Source organism: uncultured Leptotrichia sp. (assembly GCF_938036635.1).
GTDB lineage: Bacteria > Fusobacteriota > Fusobacteriia > Fusobacteriales > Leptotrichiaceae > Leptotrichia > Leptotrichia hongkongensis.
The window spans coordinates 1-1707 of the sequence record NZ_CALHQO010000455.1 but is presented as its reverse complement, the minus strand read 5'-3'; the positions used below and the strand labels follow the sequence as shown (position 1 = coordinate 1707).

The 1707-nt window shown below is 32.5% G+C and carries 2 protein-coding genes; both read right to left on the bottom strand.

Features of this window, described 5'->3' with window-relative positions; translation table 11 throughout:
* Positions 1–607: cobalamin-dependent protein (locus Q0370_RS08985; RefSeq protein WP_299574861.1), on the bottom strand; the 607-nt coding region annotated here is incomplete at its 3' end.
* A partial coding sequence (locus Q0370_RS08980) for a GH3 auxin-responsive promoter family protein (protein WP_299574858.1) occupies positions 604–1707 on the bottom strand: 1104 nt, incomplete at its 5' end. The genes Q0370_RS08985 and Q0370_RS08980, both read right to left, overlap by 4 nt.

Sequence of the window (1707 nt, the reverse complement as noted above, 5' to 3'; positions counted from 1 at the left end):
TTTTTTTAAAAGTCTCAATTTCCGCAATAATTTCATTAATCGGTCTTTTTAAAAATGTTGGATATAAAGCCTTCCCAACACAGAATGAACAGTCGAAAGAACAGCCTTTTGTAGCTTCAATGCTATTTATGGAAACATATCTTTCCTTTTTCAGAAGTTCCCTTTTTGGTAATTTCAAATTTTCCAGGCTATTTTCCTTCTGCACATAAAATTTCTTTAAACTGTTATTTCTCGCATCTTCCATTATTTCCGTAAAAAGCCATTCAGAACGCCCAATTACAACAGAATCACAGTGCTGTATCGCCTCTTCTGGGCAAAGTGTCGGATGCGGTCCACCTAAAATAACCTTTTTTCCTTTGCTTTTAAAGTATCTTGCGTATTTATACACTCTTTCCGAGGTTCCCGTAATAGAAGTCATAACCACAATATCCGCATCCAGTTCAAGCGGTATTTTTTCAATTGTTTCATCATGAATTACAACTTCGATGTCTTCTGGAATATACGCCGCAAGTGTCGATAATGTGAGCGGTGCATAGTGAATCGCCTTCTTAAATGTTCCGTTAAACCTGTACATTGCCCCTGCTGGTGCCAGTAATGCCACTTTCATTCTCCAAATCCTCCTGCAAATTTATTTTCCCAGCCAAAATTTTTATCTAGCAACCGATATTTTATATCGCCTATTTTCTGCTTTTTCGATTTTTCAGCCGTATAAGTCTTTAATCCATCCTTTTCTATTAAAAATACTCTTACTTTCCTCAACTGCCCCAATTTATACGCATATTCATAATGAAATGCCTTGCATAAACTGCTGTTAATTTCATTTTCAATTTGTTTCCAATTAAATTTTCTTCCTTCTTTTTTTATTTCTAAAAATAAAGTATAAAAAATTTCCCCTATTTCATTTTTTACTGGTGCAAACAGCAAAAATTCTCCCTTTATATTATTTTCTTCCAATGTTGTTAAAACCTGCTTTTCCACAAACGAATTTTTTAATTTTTCCCCCACAATGTCAGAAAAACTATTTATTCTGCCAACAAACCTTACAATTGGAATTTTATGATAAAATCCTGTAACTTCCACTATATCATTCGTATTATATCTGTAAAGCCCTGCATTTGTCGTAACAACAACGCAATAACGCTCTCCCAGCTCCAATTCATCCAAAAGTTTTGGACTCCTGTTTTCCAGCTTATCATCAGAAACCTGAATAAATTCATAAAAAAACGAGTTATAGGCAATAGCGCTCCCATTTTTCACATTTTCCAGCGGAAAACTTACGATACATTCCGTTGACATAAGACCTTTTCCCTGAAATTTCAAATTTATGTTTTTTTTATTGGGATTCAATTTTTCCTTCAATTTTATAAAAATTTCATAGGAATCACTATCCGACCAGCAGCTCACAAGCGAAAGCTTTTCCCAAATCACAGAGTAATCCACAAAGTTTTCCACAATTTTATTTCCTGATTTAGTTTCCAAATTCTTATTTTCAGCCATGATTTCATTCTCGTTATTTTTTTCCGTAATTTCTAAATTCTGAGTTTTATCATTTTTACTCAAAATATTTTTTTCATATTTCTCAAAATAATTTATCAAAAATTTACTTCTATTTTTTTTCCACAATTTCCTATACTTTTTCTTAATAATCTGAAAATACTTTTTATTTCCCAAATTTTTATCGGCAAAAAACTCAGTGCCTAAATCCTC